This window comes from Pseudomonas paracarnis, from assembly GCF_904063055.1.
GTDB classification, from domain to species: Bacteria; Pseudomonadota; Gammaproteobacteria; order Pseudomonadales; family Pseudomonadaceae; genus Aquipseudomonas; species Aquipseudomonas paracarnis.
Genome location: NZ_CAJFCN010000002.1, coordinates 310,457 through 326,282 on the forward strand (window position 1 = coordinate 310,457; position 15,826 = coordinate 326,282).

Annotated in this window: 14 protein-coding genes; 3 read left to right on the top strand and 11 right to left on the bottom strand. The window is 59.0% G+C overall.

The annotated features are described in order from the left end of the window. Window positions 1-185: 185 nt before the first annotated feature. The 3 genes from JMV15_RS06045 to JMV15_RS06055 all read right to left on the bottom strand — a co-directional run bounded on the left by JMV15_RS06045 (window position 186) and on the right by JMV15_RS06055 (window position 4,244). On the bottom strand, window positions 186-1,280 hold the full coding sequence (locus JMV15_RS06045; protein WP_019817783.1) for a polyamine ABC transporter substrate-binding protein: 1,095 nt from the start codon (window positions 1,278-1,280) through the stop codon (window positions 186-188). 183 nt (window positions 1,281-1,463) lie between these two features. After that, complete coding sequence (locus JMV15_RS06050; protein WP_014720386.1) at window positions 1,464-2,828, bottom strand: aspartate aminotransferase family protein; 1,365 nt, start codon at window positions 2,826-2,828, stop codon at window positions 1,464-1,466. Window positions 2,829-2,885: 57 nt separating this feature from the next. Next, entirely contained in the window at window positions 2,886-4,244 is a 1,359-nt protein-coding gene (locus JMV15_RS06055; RefSeq protein ID WP_003195249.1) for a glutamine synthetase family protein, read from the bottom strand. 597 nt (window positions 4,245-4,841) lie between these two features. Between JMV15_RS06055 and JMV15_RS06060 the strand changes: the two genes are divergently transcribed. Then, window positions 4,842-6,218: a glutamine synthetase family protein gene (locus JMV15_RS06060; protein ID WP_003195252.1), complete on the top strand. Its 1,377-nt coding sequence runs from the start codon at window positions 4,842-4,844 to the stop codon at window positions 6,216-6,218. 244 nt (window positions 6,219-6,462) lie between these two features. Further along, window positions 6,463-7,092 carry a TetR/AcrR family transcriptional regulator gene (locus tag JMV15_RS06065; protein WP_201491319.1) on the top strand — a complete coding sequence of 210 codons (630 nt, stop codon included), beginning with the start codon at window positions 6,463-6,465 and terminating at the stop codon, window positions 7,090-7,092. 122 nt (window positions 7,093-7,214) lie between these two features. Here the strand turns inward: JMV15_RS06065 and JMV15_RS06070 are convergent, their stop codons facing one another. The 8 genes from JMV15_RS06070 to JMV15_RS06105 form a co-directional block, all read right to left on the bottom strand. Further along, window positions 7,215-7,430 (bottom strand): TOBE domain-containing protein, encoded by a 216-nt coding sequence (locus tag JMV15_RS06070; protein ID WP_003176783.1) that lies wholly within the window; start codon window positions 7,428-7,430, stop codon window positions 7,215-7,217. 19 nt (window positions 7,431-7,449) lie between these two features. After that, entirely contained in the window at window positions 7,450-8,256 is an 807-nt protein-coding gene (gene ssuB, locus JMV15_RS06075; RefSeq protein WP_201491320.1) for an aliphatic sulfonates ABC transporter ATP-binding protein, read from the bottom strand. Beyond that, entirely contained in the window at window positions 8,253-9,038 is a 786-nt protein-coding gene (gene ssuC, locus JMV15_RS06080) for an aliphatic sulfonate ABC transporter permease SsuC (protein WP_003195258.1), read from the bottom strand. Before ssuC ends, ssuB begins: the two co-directional genes overlap by 4 nt. A gap of 9 nt (window positions 9,039-9,047) precedes the next feature. Then, window positions 9,048-10,196 carry an FMNH2-dependent alkanesulfonate monooxygenase gene (ssuD, locus tag JMV15_RS06085; protein ID WP_003195260.1) on the bottom strand — a complete coding sequence of 383 codons (1,149 nt, stop codon included), beginning with the start codon at window positions 10,194-10,196 and terminating at the stop codon, window positions 9,048-9,050. Window positions 10,197-10,222: 26 nt separating this feature from the next. Next, window positions 10,223-11,191: a sulfonate ABC transporter substrate-binding protein gene (locus tag JMV15_RS06090; protein ID WP_020301825.1), complete on the bottom strand. Its 969-nt coding sequence runs from the start codon at window positions 11,189-11,191 to the stop codon at window positions 10,223-10,225. A 97-nt stretch (window positions 11,192-11,288) separates the two neighbouring features. Continuing rightward, on the bottom strand, window positions 11,289-11,882 hold the full coding sequence (ssuE, locus tag JMV15_RS06095) for an NADPH-dependent FMN reductase (RefSeq protein WP_014720392.1): 594 nt from the start codon (window positions 11,880-11,882) through the stop codon (window positions 11,289-11,291). A 318-nt stretch (window positions 11,883-12,200) separates the two neighbouring features. Further along, window positions 12,201-12,839 (bottom strand): peroxiredoxin, encoded by a 639-nt coding sequence (locus JMV15_RS06100; RefSeq protein WP_003195267.1) that lies wholly within the window; start codon window positions 12,837-12,839, stop codon window positions 12,201-12,203. Between the two features lie 274 nt (window positions 12,840-13,113). Continuing rightward, window positions 13,114-14,457, bottom strand: coding sequence for an OprD family porin (locus tag JMV15_RS06105; RefSeq protein WP_014720393.1), 1,344 nt, complete (start codon window positions 14,455-14,457; stop codon window positions 13,114-13,116). A 370-nt stretch (window positions 14,458-14,827) separates the two neighbouring features. Between JMV15_RS06105 and tauA the strand changes: the two genes are divergently transcribed. Then, window positions 14,828-15,814, top strand: a complete 987-nt coding sequence (tauA, locus tag JMV15_RS06110; protein WP_201491321.1) for a taurine ABC transporter substrate-binding protein — start codon at window positions 14,828-14,830, stop codon at window positions 15,812-15,814. Window positions 15,815-15,826: the final 12 nt, after the last annotated feature.

Below are 15,826 nucleotides of genomic sequence, written 5' to 3' on the forward strand. Positions count from 1 at the left end.
CCTTGAAGTTGTTGCCCGGCAACAAAACCGGCGCGCAACTTACCGTCGATAAACCGATCCGGCAAAACTTTCTTTGATCTAATTTGTGGGAGGGGGCTTGCCCCCGATGGCGATGCACCATCCGAGAGAATCGCCGACTGACACTCCGTCATCGGGGGCAAGCCCCCTCCCACAGGTTTTGAGGCTTACTTGCCCGATTTGATCTTGGTCCAGCTACGGGTCATTTCACGCTGAGTAGCCGCCGGCATGTCGGCAATGGCGTAGAGCTTGGATTGCACTTCGGCCGACGGATAAATACCCGGGTCGCTGGTGATGTCTTTATCGACCAGGGCAGTGGCTTTCTCGTTACCGTTCGGGAAACGCACACTGTTGGTGATCGCGGCCATGACGTCTGGCTTGAGCAGGTAGTTCATGAATGCGTAGGCAGCCTCGACGTTTTCGGCATCCTTGGGAATGGCGACCATGTCGAAGAAGCTGCCAGCACCTTCCTTGGGAATGTCATAGGCGATCTTGACCTTGCCACCGGCTTCAGCCGCGCGGGTTTTGGCCTGTTCGATGTCACCCGAGTAGCCCACAGCCACGCAGATGTTGCCGTTGGCCAGGTCGGAGATGTACTTGGAGGAGTGGAAGTAGCCGATCGAAGGACGGATTTTCATGAACAGGTCTTCGGCCTGTTTCAGATCAGCCTTCTTCGTAGTGTCGGTCGGCAGGCCCAGGTAATGCAGCGCTACCGGCAGCATTTCGGTTGGCGAATCGAGGAAGCTCACGCCGCAGCTTTTCAGCTTGGCGATGTTTTCCGGCTTCATCAGTACGTCCCACGAGTCGATCTTGTCCACGCCCAGTGCGGCCTTGACCTTCTCCGGGTTGTAGCCGATGCCCATCGAGCCCCACATGTACGGGAAGGCGTGCTTGTTGTCCGGGTCGCTGACCGATACGGCCTTGAGCAGGGATTTGTTCAGGTTGCCGTAGTTGGACAGCTTGGACTTGTCCAGCTCCTGGTAGACACCGGCCTTGATCTGCTTGGCGAGGAAGCTGTTCGACGGCACGACAATGTCGTAGCCGGACTTGCCTGCCAGCAACTTGGCTTCCAGGGTTTCGTTGCTGTCAAAAACGTCGTACACCACTTTGATGCCCGACTCTTTTTCAAAGTTGGCGATGGTGTCCGGTGCAATGTAGTCGGACCAGTTATAAACGTGCAGCACTTTATTGTCTGCCTGGGCCGCGCCCGCCATTGCGCCCATCAGGGACAAGGCGAGGAGAGTCTTGCCAGCGTTCTTCAAACCTAATGCCTTCATTTGGTGATGCTCCAATTTTTTCTTTTTTGGGCCACAAGCGTTGTATGTTTTACGGCCCAACCGAAGGGCAACAAAACAGGGCGACAGTCTGGCAAGTTCAGGGGCTGGCTTTCAACCAAAGCCCCTGCCTTTTTAACTGCCCAGTGCACCGCGCACTGAGCCTAGCACTTAGCCCTGCAAGGCAGCCAAAGTCAGGTCCAGGCAATGGCGGGCCTTGGTGACCAGCTCGTCGATTTCAGCCTTGCTGATGACCAGTGGCGGCGAAATGATCATGGTGTCGCCCACGGCGCGCATGATCAGGCCATTTTCAAAGCAGAAGGTTCGGCAGATCATGCCGGCGCCTTTGCCTTCGTGACGCTTGCGCGTCGCCTTGTCCTGCACCAGCTCGATCGCACCGAGCATACCGACGCCGCGTACTTCACCCACCAGCGGATGATCGCCCAGTTCCCTCAGACGTTTCTGCAAATACGGTGCCGTTTCGTCGTGCACACGGTTAACGATTTTTTCATCGCGCAGGATGCGGATGTTTTCCAGCGCCACGGCCGCGGCCACCGGGTGGCCGGAGTAGGTAAAGCCGTGGTTGAAATCGCCCCCTTCGTTGAGCACCGCCACCACTTCGTCACGCACGATCAGGCCGCCCATGGGCACGTAGCCCGAGGTCAGGCCCTTGGCGATGGTCATCATGTGCGGCTTGAGGTCGTAGAAATCGCTACCGAACCACTCACCGGTACGGCCGAAGCCGCAGATTACTTCGTCGGCGACAAACAGGATGTCGTACTTGGCGAGGATTTCCTTGATGCGCGGCCAGTACGTGGCAGGCGGCACGATCACGCCACCGGCGCCCTGGATCGGCTCGGCAATAAAGGCGCCGACGTTGTCCACGCCCAGCTCCAGGATTTTCTCTTCCAACTGGTTGGCGGCCCACACACCGAATTCCTCGGGGCTCATGTCGCCGCCTTCGCCAAACCAGTACGGCTGCGCGATGTGGGTAATGCCCGGGATCGGCAAGTCGCCCTGCTCGTGCATATAGGTCATGCCGCCCAGGCTGGCGCCGGCCACGGTAGAGCCGTGGTAGCCATTCTTGCGGGCAATGATGGTTTTCTTGTTGGGCTGGCCCTTGATCGCCCAGTAGTGGCGGACCATGCGCAACATGGTGTCGTTGCCTTCGGAGCCGGAGCCGGTGAAGAACACGTGATTCATGCCTGCCGGCGCGACATCGGAAATGACCTTGGCCAACTCCAATACCGGCGGGTGTGCGGTCTGGAAGAACAGGTTGTAGTACGGCAGTTCTTTCATCTGCTTGGCGGCGGCATCGGCCAGTTCATCGCGACCGTAACCGATCGCCACGCACCACAGGCCGGCCATGCCGTCGAGGATCTTGTTGCCTTCGCTGTCCCACAGGTAAACACCGTGGGCTTTGGTGATGATCCTTGGGCCTTTCTCTTTCAATTGCTTGAAGTCGCTGAACGGCGCCAGGTGGTGATCATTGCTCAAGGCTTGCCATTCACGGGTTTGCGGGTTGTTGCTGGACATACCAATCTCCTAGACTTTTCAGTGAAGGCGCGCCATTTAAAAGGCGCGCCCGGCGCATCAGACGGCGAAGAGCAAGAATTCCCGCTCCCACGAACTGATCACGCGCTTGAAGTTTTCATGCTCGGCCCGCTTGACCGCGACGTAGCCCGTGATGAATTTTTGCCCCAGGTATTTCTCGATGGTCTTGCTGTTTTCCATGCGTTCCAGAGCGTCTTCGATGGTCAACGGCAGGCGCAGGTTGCGCCGCTCATAACCACGGCCCACCACCGGCGCGCTCGGGTTATGGCCTTCGACCATGCCGATGTAGCCGCACAACAAGCTGGCGGCAATCGCCAGATACGGGTTGGCGTCGGCGCCCGGCAGGCGGTTTTCCACGCGGCGGTTCTGCGGGCCGGCATCCGGTACGCGCAGGCCGACGGTGCGGTTTTCTTCGCCCCATTCCACGTTCACCGGCGCCGAGGTATCGGGCAGGAAGCGGCGGAACGAGTTCACGTTGGGGGCGAATAAAGGCAGCAATTCAGGAATGAACTTCTGCAGACCGCCGATGTGGTTGAGGAACAGCTGGCTCATGGTCCCGTCTTCATTGGAGAAGACGTTCTTGCCGGTGGCAATGTCGATGATGCTCTGGTGCAGGTGCATCGCGCTGCCGGGCTCGCCGGTCATGGGCTTGGCCATGAAGGTGGCGGCCACGTCGTGCTTGAGCGCGGCTTCACGCATGGTGCGCTTGAACACCAGGATCTGGTCGGCCAGGGACAGGGCATCGCCGTGACGGAAGTTGATTTCCATCTGCGCGGTGCCGTCCTCGTGAATCAGGGTGTCGAGGTCCAGCTCCTGCAGTTCGCACCAGTCGTAGACGTCTTCGAACAGCGGGTCGAATTCGTTGGCTGCTTCTATAGAAAAGGACTGGCGACCGGTTTCCGGGCGGCCGGAGCGGCCAATCGGCGGTTGCAGCGGGAAGTCCGGGTCTTCGCAGCGCTTGGTCAGGTAGAACTCCATCTCCGGCGCCACGATGGGCTGCCAGCCGCGGTCGGAGTAGAGTTTGAGGACTTTCTTGAGCACGTTGCGCGGCGACAGCTCGATCGGGTTGCCTTGCTTGTCGTAGGTGTCGTGGATCACCTGGGCGGTCGGTTCGATGGCCCAGGGCACCAGGAATACCGCGTTCTGGTCGGGGCGGCAGATCATGTCGATGTCGGCCGGGTCGAGCAATTCGTAATAGATGTCGTCTTCGACATAGTCGCCGGTCACGGTCTGCAACAGAACGCTCTCGGGCAGGCGCATGCCTTTTTCGGCAATGAACTTGTTGGTCGGCGAGATCTTGCCCCGGGTAATGCCTGTGAGGTCGCCAATCATGCATTCGACTTCTGTGATCTTGTGGTCTTTCAACCAATCGGTGAGCTGGTCGAGGTTGTTACTCATAAATGCCTCTGGGCTGGGTTTCCTGGCATCCATTAAAGGCCAGGCGTTGGTTGACGCAGCATCCGCGTCGTTTTTTCATTCAGGGTAGGAGCTTACCTGCCATTTGCCCGCAGGTTGCATTCCTCAGGCCAAAGTTGTGCGCAATTATGATCGGCACGGCGGATGAGGGTCGCTCAGTGGCGTCGGAGATGGCAAAAAGGAGATCGGCCGGGCCGTCAAGAATATTGGCCGGTGCCTGGGCATTCACACGGGGCGAACGAGCTGCGGACAAAGCCTGGCTGGAGCAGGCGCAGACGCCGATTGGCGGCAGGTGAAACATGAAGCACCCCGGTATTATTGCTGTTATGGGTTTGAATCGAGCTTAGCCTTGTTCATTTTTTTACACAACACCCCCGTAAAAAATCCTACACGGCCCGCTCAAGCCTGCAGGTCCCAAGCCCCTAAAACCCAAAAAACCGCCCCAAAACCCCGCAAAAAAGGCTCCATGGCGCTTTTTTAGGGCAAAAAATGCCTCGCTTGACTTCGGCAGGCCGTTCGGGTTGACTGAAACCAGAAAAGATCAATGATTGATATTTTTAACAACAAAGGTGTTGCATCATGTCGGTACCCCCGCGTGCCGTTCAGCTTAACGAAGCGAACGCGTTCCTTAAGGATCATCCTGAGGTTCTGTACGTAGACCTTCTAATTGCGGATATGAATGGTGTGGTGCGCGGTAAGCGCATCGAACGCACCAGCCTCCACAAGGTTTACGAGAAGGGCATTAACCTGCCTGCCTCTTTATTTGCCCTGGATATCAACGGCTCTACGGTGGAAAGCACCGGCCTGGGCCTGGACATCGGTGATGCTGACCGAATCTGTTATCCAATCCCCGACACCCTGTGCAATGAACCCTGGCAAAAGCGCCCTACCGCGCAACTGCTGATGACCATGCACGAACTTGAAGGTGAACCTTTCTTCGCCGATCCGCGCGAAGTGCTCCGCCAAGTTGTTACCAAGTTTGACGACCTCGGTCTGACCATCTGCGCCGCCTTCGAGCTTGAGTTCTACCTGATCGACCAGGAGAACGTGAACGGCCGGCCACAACCGCCCCGCTCACCGATCTCCGGCAAACGCCCGCACTCGACACAGGTCTACCTGATCGACGACCTCGACGAATACGTCGACTGCCTCCAGGACATTCTGGAAGGTGCCAAGGAGCAAGGCATCCCGGCGGACGCCATCGTCAAGGAAAGTGCCCCGGCGCAGTTCGAAGTGAACCTGCACCACGTTGCCGACCCGATCAAGGCCTGCGATTACGCGGTACTGCTCAAGCGCCTGATCAAGAACATCGCCTATGACCATGAGATGGACACCACCTTCATGGCCAAGCCTTACCCAGGCCAGGCAGGCAACGGTTTGCACGTGCACATCTCCATTCTGGACAAGGACGGCAAGAACATCTTTGCCAGCGAGGATCCCGAGCAGAACGCCGCATTGCGTCACGCGATCGGCGGTGTGCTGGAGACCCTGCCCGCCCAGATGGCGTTCCTGTGCCCCAACGTCAACTCCTACCGTCGTTTCGGCGCACAGTTCTACGTGCCGAACTCGCCGTGCTGGGGCCTGGATAACCGCACCGTGGCGATTCGCGTACCCACCGGCTCGTCCGATGCCGTGCGTATCGAACACCGTGTGGCTGGCGCCGATGCCAACCCTTACCTGCTGATGGCCTCGGTATTGGCGGGCGTGCACCACGGCCTGACCAACAAGATCGAGCCGAACGCTCCGGTGGAAGGCAACAGCTACGAGCAGAACGAGCAGAGCCTGCCGAACAACCTGCGCGATGCCCTGCGTGAGCTGGACGACAGCGAGGTAATGGCCAAGTACATCGATCCTAAATACATCGATATCTTCGTCGCCTGTAAGGAAAGTGAGCTGGAGGAGTTTGAACACTCCATCTCCGACCTTGAGTACAACTGGTACCTGCATACCGTGTAAGCGGTTGCTGCAATAAAAGAACGCCGCTGATTTTGGTCAGTGGCGTTTTTTTATGGGTTTATTTTGGAAACCGGGTTGGCCTCATCGCAGGCAAGCCAGCTCCCACATTTGATCGCGTTCCAACCTTCAAATGCGTTCCATTGTGGGAGCTGGCTTGTCGGGTCGCCGCATCGCTGCGATAGCGGCCTGGCAGACAACACACCTTCCTGCTCATACAATGCCCGCTGCCTTGTAGGAGACATCCATGACCACCCGCCCCGCCACTGTTCGCAAACCCCGCGCCCGCAGCCAGGCCCGGATCGATGCGATCCTCGACGCCGCCCGCACCTTGCTGGCCGCCGAAGGTGTGGCCAGTTTGTCGATCTACAGCGTGGCCGAACGAGCACAGATTCCACCGTCGTCGGTGTACCACTTTTTCGCCAGTGTGCCGGCGTTGCTGGAGGCGTTGACCGCTGACGTTCACGCAGCCTTTCGCGCCGCCATCCAGGCACCCATCGAGCATGAATCGCTCAAGCATTGGCGCGACCTGTCCTACATCGTTGAACAACGCATGCTCAGCATCTACAGCAACGATGCCGCGGCACGCCAGTTGATCCTCGCTCAGCACGGGTTGGCCGAAGTGACCCAGGCCGATCGCCAGCATGATCTGGAATTGGGCGACTTGATGCTGGCGGTGTTCAATCGCCACTTTGAAGTGCCAACGCTACCGAGCGATGTGGACGTGTTTGCCCTGGCATTGGAGTTGAGCGACCGCGTGTACGCGCGCTCGGTGCATCAGCATGGGCTGATTACGCCGCGCATGGCGGAGGAAGGGATGCGGGTGTTTGACGCGTATGTGGGGCTTTATTTGCCGGCCTATCTGCCTAAGCGCTGATCGTTCCCACGCTCTGCGTGGGAATACATCCCGTGGCGCTCTGCGTCACCTTTGGCACAGCGGGGCGCGGAGCGCCCCAGGCGGCATTCCCACGCAGAGCGTGGGAACGATCAGTGGCGTTATCACAACTTGGCAATCGACACCTCAGTGGATTTCACAAAGGCAATCACTTCACTGCCGATCACCAGCTCCAACTCCTTGACCGAACGGGTGGTGATCACCGAGGTGACAATGCCGGACGCGGTCTGCACGTCAATTTCCGACAGCACGTCGCCAACCACGATTTCCTTGATGGTGCCTTTGAACTGGTTACGCACGTTGATGGCTTTAATAGTCATGGTGTTTTTCCTGTGTGAGTTATTGAGCCCAACGCAATTGCGTCGGCAGCGGTGAAACAGGTTCGGGTTCCGGTGGGGAACCGGGTAGCAACAGCACGCGGTTGAGCACTTCGGCTTCCAGCGCGGCCAGGCGGTGTGAGCCACGGGCCCGTGGGCGTGGCAGGTCGATGTTCAGGTCGAGGCCGATTTCGCCGTTTTCAATCAGAATCACGCGGTCGGCAATCGCCACGGCTTCGCTGACGTCGTGGGTCACCAGCAACACCGTGAAACCGTGCTTGCGCCACAGGTTTTCGATCAGTTGCTGCATCTCGATGCGGGTCAGGGCATCCAGTGCGCCCAGCGGCTCATCGAGCAGCAACAGGCGCGGCTGATGGATCAACGCCCGGGCGAGTGCCACGCGCTGTTTCTGGCCACCGGACAACGCCGCCGGCCATTCATTGGCGCGCTCGGCCAGGCCAACCGCTTCCAGCGCATCCAGCGCTTTGGGCCGCCAGTCGCCCTTGAGGCCCAGGCCGACGTTATCGATGATCTTTTTCCAGGGCAGCAAACGCGCTTCCTGGAACATCAACCGTGTATCTTCAATCGCTTCGTGCAGTGGCGCGGAGCCGGCCAGCAGCTCGCCGCCACTGGCTTTGTCCAGCCCCGCCAACAGGCGCAGCAAGGTACTTTTGCCGCAACCGCTGCGGCCGACCACAGCCACGAACTGCCCCGCGGGAATATGCAGGTCAATCTCTTTGAGCACTTCGCGGGTACCAAAGGCCTTGCGCAATTTGCGCACTGCCAGCGGGATGCCCTTCAACAGACGCGGAGGTTGTTGGGCCGTCATGCTGCACCTCCTTTGACTTGATACGCCGGGTGCCAGCGCAGCCACACACGTTCCAGCCCACGGGCTGCCAGGTCGGCCAGCTTGCCGAGGATGGCGTACATGACGATGGCCAGCACCACCACGTCGGTTTGCAGGAATTCACGGGCATTCATCGCCAGGTAACCGATGCCGGAACTTGCCGAAATGGTTTCCGCCACGATCAGCGTCAGCCACATGAAGCCCAGGGCGAAGCGCACCCCCACCAGGATCGACGGCAGCGCGCCCGGCAGAATCACTTGCCAGAACAGGCTGAAACCGGACAAGCCATAGCTGCGCGACATCTCCACCAATGCCGGGTCGACATTGCGAATGCCGTGGTAAGTGTTCAGGTAGATCGGGAACAAGGTCCCCAGGGCCACCAGGAAAATTTTCGCGGTCTCATCAATGCCGAACCACAGGATCACCAGCGGAATCAGCGCCAGGTGCGGCACGTTGCGGATCATCTGCACGGAGCTGTCGAGCAAGCGCTCGCCCCACTTCGACAAGCCGGTGATAAAGCCCAGGGCCAGACCGATGCTGCCTCCGATCACAAAGCCCAGGCCGGCGCGCCAGCCGCTGATGGCCAGGTGCGTCCAGATTTCGCCGCTGACCACCAGGTTCACCCCGGCTTCGATCACTGCACTCGGCGCTGGCAGAATGCGCGTCGACAACCAACCCGCCGACACCGACAACTGCCACACCGCCAGCAATAAGATCGGCAGCACCCAGGGCGCCACGCGATGGCTGATTTTTTCTAAGTCCATAACGGCGCCTCAGCTCTGTGACGCAGCTTTGGGAAGGATGTCGTTGGCCACCATCTCGCCAAACGGACTGACGTAGCCGGCGCTTTTTGGCAGCTCGGGACGTTCGATATCCAGGTGCGGGAACAACAGCTCGGCGACCCGATACGACTCTTCCAGATGTGGATAACCGGAGAAGATAAAGGTATCGATACCCAGGTCCGCGTACTCCTTGACCCGCGCCGCAACCGTGGGGCCATCGCCCACCAGCGCCGTCCCTGCGCCGCCACGTACCAGGCCGACGCCGGCCCACAGGTTGGGGCTGACTTCCAGGTTGTCACGGCTACCGCCGTGCAAGGCTGCCATGCGTTGCTGGCCCACCGAATCGAAGCGCGCCAAGGACGCCTGGGCGCGGGCGATGGTCTCGTCGTCCAGGTGGGAGATCAGTTTGTCGGCGGCTTTCCAGGCTTCGTCGTTGGTTTCGCGCACGATCACATGCAAGCGAATGCCAAAGCGCACCGTGCGTCCCAGTTTTGCAGCCTTGGCGCGTACCTGCGCGATCTTTTCCGCAACGGCTGCCGGCGGCTCGCCCCAGGTCAGCACCATCTCCACCTGTTCGGCCGCCAAGTCCTGGGCGGCCTCGGAGGAACCGCCGAAATACAGCGGCGGGCGTGGCTGCTGGATCGGTGGGTAGAGCAATTTGGCGCCTTTGACGCTGATGTGCTCGCCGTCGTAGTCCACGGTCTCGCCTTCCAGCACACGGCGCCAGATGCGGGTGAATTCCACCGACGCCTGGTAGCGTTCTTCATGGCTCAAGAACAATCCGTCGCCAGCCAGTTCTTCCGGATCGCCACCGGTGACCAGGTTGAACAGCGCACGGCCACCAGACAGGCGATCCAGGGTCGCGGCCTGACGCGCGGCCACGGTCGGGGAGATGATCCCAGGGCGCAGGGCAACCAGGAATTTCAAGCGCTGGGTCACGGGGATCAGCGAGGCGGCCACCAACCACGAGTCTTCGCAAGAGCGGCCCGTAGGGATCAACACCCCGCCGAAACCCAGGCGGTCGGCAGCCTGGGCCACTTGTTGCAGGTAACCGTGGTCGACAGCGCGGGCGCCTTCGGCGGTGCCAAGGTAATGACCGTCGCCGTGGGTGGGCAGGAACCAGAAAATATTGAGGCTCATGGAGTTGTCTCCTAAATGAAGTCGGATTACGGCGCTTTGGCAACCGCGGCGGGTGGCGTCCAGATCACGTCCTTGATGCTCAAGGGCTTGGGGATCAATTTGAGTTGGTAGAAGGTGTCTGCGATTTTCTGCTGGGCGGCGACCACTTCCGGGGTCAGGAACAGCGCGCCGTAGCCCTGGCGTTTCACCGATGTGAGGGTGATATCTGCCGGCAGGCCGAGCAGTGGGGCGACCTGCTCAGTCACTTCCTGCGGGTTGGCCTTGGACCATTCGCCTACCGCACGCACCTCTTCCACCAACGCCTTGATCACTTGCGGGTGCTGTTCGGCGTAGGATTTGGTGGCCAGGTAAAACTGATGGTTGTCGGCAATTGCGGTGCCGTCTCGCAGGGTGCGCGCTTGCAGTTGCTTCTCGGCGGCGGCCTGGTACGGGTCCCAGATTACCCAGGCGTCCACGCTGCCACGCTCGAATGCGGCACGGGCATCGGCGGGGGGCAGGAACACGGTCTTTACGTCGGTGTAGTTGAGGCCGGCATCTTCCAGGGCACGCACCAGCAGGTAGTGCACGTTGGAGCCTTTGTTGAGCACGACCTTTTTACCCTTGAGCTCGGCCACCGATTTGATCGGCGAGTCCTTGGGCACCAGGATCGCTTCGCTGGTAGGCGCGGGTGGTTCGTAGGCGACGTAGAGCAGATCGGCGCCAGCCGCCTGGGCAAACACCGGTGGGGTTTCGCCGGTAACGCCGAAGTCGATGGAGCCGACGTTCAGGCCCTCGAGCAATTGCGGGCCACCGGGGAACTCGGTCCACTGCACCTGCACGCCTTGGTCGGCCAGGCGTTTTTCCAGGGTGCCCTTGGCCTTGAGCAGCACCAGGGTGCCGTACTTCTGATAACCGATCCGCAAGGTCTCGGCGGCTTGGGCTTGAACGATGGCGCCGAAGGACACAGCCGCAGCAAAGAGTGCGACCAGACCACGACGCAAGATGACAGTGCGCATGGCGCTCTCTCCAACTGTGCGATTAGGGTTTTGGCTGCACCTGCTTGGCCGTTGTCGGCTGAGTAAGGTGAGGGTTTCCAGCTTTTCGGGGTGAGGCTCAGATGCTCCAGCGAGCACTCAACAAACGTTCATTCAATACGTCAGGGTCCAAAGGTTTTGGCCGTCGCGCCATGGCGCTGTAGAGCTGCTCCAGGGCTTCGTGCAGACGCTGTTCAAGTACCGGCACCAGTTGCGCCTGAACACTGCCTTCGCCATAGGCGATCTGGCTGTCTTCGGCAAAAATACCGTGGAGCAATTCCTGCGCCTTGAGGGCCGACAGCACCGGCTTCAGGGCGTAGTCCACCGCCAGCATGTGGGCGATGCTGCCGCCGGTCGCCATCGGCAGCACCACCTTATGGGCCAGCGCACGCTCCGGCAGCAGGTCCAGTACGGTTTTCAACGCCCCGGAAAACGACGCCTTGTACACCGGCGTGGCGATCACCAGCCCGTCAGCATTGGCGACTTGTTGCAGCAGGTCGATGACCTTGGGGCTGTCGAAGCGTGCGTGCAGCAAGTCTTCAGCCGGGAAGTCCCGTACCTGGTAACTCACCACTTCCACGCCCTGCTGTTGCAGCCACTGACGGGTTTTATCCAGCAAGACCCCAGAGCGGGAACGCTGGCTGGGACTGCCTCCAAGTGTTACGACCAGCATGCAGGAGATTCCTTGAGCAAGTGTCGGCGGTTCGCTGTGCGGCGATGGCGCCAAGATGGGATAGACCTTATCAGCAGATTTATATATCTATAAATCTTATTTATTCATTTGTTTATTCCATAAATACATAAGCGTTTAACCAATCGCCAGGCGAAAAAAAAGGCCGTCGAAACGGCCTGAAAACCCCTGCTGTGTGAGACGGTTTGCAACTTGAAGCCTGTGCTGTTCATGAGGCCGCCATCGCGGGCAAGCCCGGCTCCCACAGGGGAATGCGGTCAACTGTGGGAGCCGGGTTTGCCCGCGATGGCGATATCAGCCTTAACGATTGGGTTGTGGGGTAAGACGCAGGTACGGCTTCACCGCGCGATAGCCCTTGGGAAAGCGTTTCTTGATCTCTTCCTCGTCCTTGAGTGACGGCACGATCACCACTTCATCCCCATCCTGCCAGTTGGCCGGCGTCGCCACCTTGTGGTTGTCGGTCAGTTGCAGCGAGTCGATCACCCGCAGGATTTCATGGAAGTTACGCCCGGTACTGGCCGGGTAGGTGATGGTCAGGCGGATCTTCTTGTTCGGGTCGATCACGAATAAGGAGCGCACGGTGAGGGTATCGCTGGCATTCGGGTGGATCAGGTCGTAGAGGTCCGAGACCTTGCGGTCGGCGTCGGCCAGGATCGGGAAGTTGACCACGGTGTTCTGGGTCTCGTTGATGTCTTCGATCCACTTGTGGTGCGAGTCCACTGGGTCTACCGACAGGGCGATGGCCTTGACCCCACGCTTGGCGAATTCGTCCTTGAGCTTGGCGGTGAAACCCAGTTCGGTGGTGCACACCGGCGTGAAGTCCGCCGGGTGGGAAAACAGCACACCCCAGCTGTCGCCCAGCCATTCGTGGAAGCGAATCTTGCCGGCGCTGGAATCCTGTTCGAAGTCGGGGGCGATGTCGCCCAGTCTTAGGCTCATGGTGTGGCTCCTGATGAGTGCTTATGGAGCCCACTGTGCATGGATTTTTGCTGATTTAAAAAGAATAAATATCGATTTATCTAGACGATAAAGGAATATTAAAAATCAGTTCATTGGACTTGGGAACGGCCTGAGGCCAACATCGCTTACAAGGTTCGAGAAGGCCTTGAGACGCTGCAAAAAAGAGGAACTCAGGAAGGGCTTGCGGGGGTTGAGCCCGACTTGAACAGCAAGACACCTTGCCCGGCATTGCGCCGGGCAAGGTTTTACAGTCTTACAACAGCGGGATCGAGTAGCTGACGATCAGGCGGTTTTCGTCCTGGTTACGTGCGTTGGCGATGTCGCTGCGCCACATAGCGTTTTTCCACGCCACGCCGACGTTTTTCAGCGGACCTTCCGGTACGACGTAGGCAACAGTGATGTCACGTTCCCACTCGGACTGGCCGGTGAACTCGGTACGGTTGCTGGCGACGGTGTCGATATGATCACCTTTCAGGTAAACCACACCCGCGGTCAGGCCAGGTACGCCCACCTTGGCGAAGTCGTAGGAGTAGCGAGCTTGCCAGGTGCGCTCGCCGGCACGGGCGAACTTCTGGATCTGCATGTCGGTGGTGATGTAAGCCGACGAGCCGTCACCCTGGTTCAGCCAAGGGAAGTCGCTGCTGCCGTTGCTGACCTGGTAACCGCCACCGAAGGTGTGGCCGGCAACCGAGTACAGGAACAGGCCGCTGTACAGGTTGTTGTCGACTTTGCCACGGCCGGAGTTCACGCCGCTGTAGTTGCCCGTCGAGAAGTAAGCGGACTGGTTGCCGTTGTTACCATCGTCGGAGCTGTTGAAGTAGCGCAGGTCAGACTTCAGCACGCCTGGACCAATGGCCCAGTTGTGGGTCAGGCCCAGGAAGTGTTGCTTGTAGAAATCTTCCAGGTTGCCGTAGTAGTACTGGGCGGTCAGATCCTTGGTGATCTTGTAGTCGCCACCGGCGTAGTAGAACTTGTTGCTCGAACGCCAGTTCACACCACGGCTGTTGGCGCCGGAGATGGACAGGCTTTCGTTGTTGCTGGAGTTACGGCCCTTGGCTTTTTCGATCTGGCCGGCGACCAGGGTCAGGTCCTTGATGTCGCTGGAGGTGATCTGGCCACCCTGGAAGGTCTGCGGCAGCATACGACCATCGTTGGTGACGATGACCGGCAGCTTGGGCTGCAAGGTACCCAGCTTCAGTTCGGTCTGGGAGATCTTGGCCTTGGCGGTCAGGCCCAGGCTCGAGTAGTTATCAACGGCTTCGCCATTGGACTTGCTCGGGAAGATAGTGCCGCCGTAAGAGCTGGCAGTCGCACCGTTGGTGCCGCCGCCGGAATCCAGGCGAACACCCAACAGGCCGATAGCGTCGAGACCGAAGCCAACAGTGCCTTGGGTGTAACCGGAGATGAAACGCAGATCGAAGCCTTGGCCCCATTCTTCGTTCTTGCTCGGGTTGGCCGTGCCTTCGCGGTTATCGGTGTTGATGTAGAAGTTACGCAGGCCCAGTGTGGCCTTGCTGTCTTCGATGAAACCGGCAGCGCCTGCTTGCTGGGCGATTGCGCCCAACGTTACAGCCACAGCCAAGGTGGACTTCTTCATGTACCGCTCCTCTCATTTCTAATTTTTGTATTTCTTTGGTCTCGGGTCTGACGCCCTCGATCCACAGATGCGCGATTAGCGCCAGATAGTGACCACCAAGTCAATCGTAACCTTGTGTGTCTACTACCTTCGTCTAATCGCAGTTGATTTGGTCCCTGCAGGGTAATGAGTTTTTCATACACCCAAAAAGAATTATTTCATTCTTTTTCATACGATCCAGGAATAAGACTTTCCGTGAAGCTGGTCGGTCAGGATAGACGCGCCGCTCCATAAGCTAATTCCTAAAGGGTATTTACTGGTGCTTTTTTAGATCGATTAGTGTTGCCGTACGGTTGCATACGTCACTCACGATCAAAAAGGCGACGCCATCATGGCCAAACGCACATCCTCCCGTCAATTTGTTACAGTTTTTGTATCGCTATTACTTTCTTTTGGTGTCAACGCCGCCGACCTGACGGTGGGCTACCAGACCGGCATCGATCCCAGCAAGGTTCCCCAGGCCGACGGCCTGTACGAAAAAGCCATCGGCGAAAAAATCGCCTGGCGCCGCTTCAACAGCGGGCCAGAGGTAGTCACGGCCATCGCTTCCGGTGATGTACAAATCGGCAACCTCGGCTCCAGCCCGCTCGCGGCGGCGGCCTCGCGCAACCTGCCGATTGTGGCGTTTATCGTATCGGCACAGATCAACGCTTCTGAAGCCCTGGTGGTGCGCAACGGCAGTGGCATCGACACCCCCCAGGACTTGATTGGTAAAACCATCGCCACGCCCTTCGTCTCCACCTCCCATTACAGCCTGCTCGGCGCGCTGAAACACTGGGGGCTGGACACCAAACAAGTCAAAGTGGTGAACCTGCAACCGGCCGAAATCGCCGCCGCCTGGAAGCGTGGCGATATTGATGGGGCTTTTGTGTGGTCACCGGCCCTGGGCGAAATCCGCAAGACCGGAAAAACCCTGACAGACGCGGCGCAGGTGGGCCAATGGGGCGCGCCGACGTTTGAGGTGTGGGTGGCGCGCAAGGATTTTGCGCAAAAACATCCTGACGTAGTGGCCAAGTTCGCCAAAGTTACCCTGGATGCCTTTGCCAACTATGCCGCCCACAAAGACAGCTGGACGGTGGATTCCGAGCCAGTGCAGAAAATCGCCAAATTGACAGGTTCAAATGCCGACGACATTCCGGAACTGTTGGCCGGTACGACGTTTCCGGATGCGCAGGCACAGCAAACCGCTGCGCTGCTCAAGGGCGGCACGGCGAAGGCGATTGGGGAGACGGCGAAGTTCCTGAAGGAACAGGGGAAGGTGGAGACGGTGCTGCCGGATTATTCGGCCTATGTGACCGATAAATTCATCCCACAATAAATACAGTCTTTG